The 434-nt window shown below is 39.2% G+C and carries 1 protein-coding gene; it reads left to right on the top strand.

Translation table 11 applies throughout. The features are described 5' to 3' along the window. Positions 1-417: acyl-CoA thioesterase (locus HC175_RS18965; RefSeq protein WP_168139736.1), on the top strand; the 417-nt coding region annotated here is incomplete at its 5' end. Positions 418-434 lie beyond the last annotated feature (17 nt).

Raw genomic sequence — 434 nt, 5'->3', positions numbered from 1 at the left:
ATTAATTTTATGAGCCACACCCGGATGGGTTTCTTAATGGAAAATGGTTTTGGTTATAAGGAAATGTCCAAACATAACCTTGGACCGGTTGTTTTTTATGAGCACGTCTTTTATTTTAAAGAGGTCTTTGCAGGAGAGCCGGTAACAGTAACTTTAAAACTTAGCGGCCTCTCTGAAGACGGCATGTACTTTGAATTTGTACATGATTTTTATGATCATAAAGGACGGAATTTTGCCAGCTGTGAGATGATGGGTGGATGGATAGATCTAAAGGAGCGTAAGCTCACGGGACTACCAAAAGATTTATTCGATAAATTAAACAACCTGGATCATACTGCAGATTTTCGAATTCTTACCAAAGAAGATACCCGCAGGTTTGGGAAAGTGCCCAAAGATATCGATCCTGCTATGTTATAGGTTTTGGTTTTCTCGTC

It is taken from the genome of Salinimicrobium oceani (assembly GCF_012037645.1).
The sequence above is the reverse complement of the archived record's forward strand: the minus strand, read 5'-3'. Positions and strand labels throughout refer to the sequence as shown.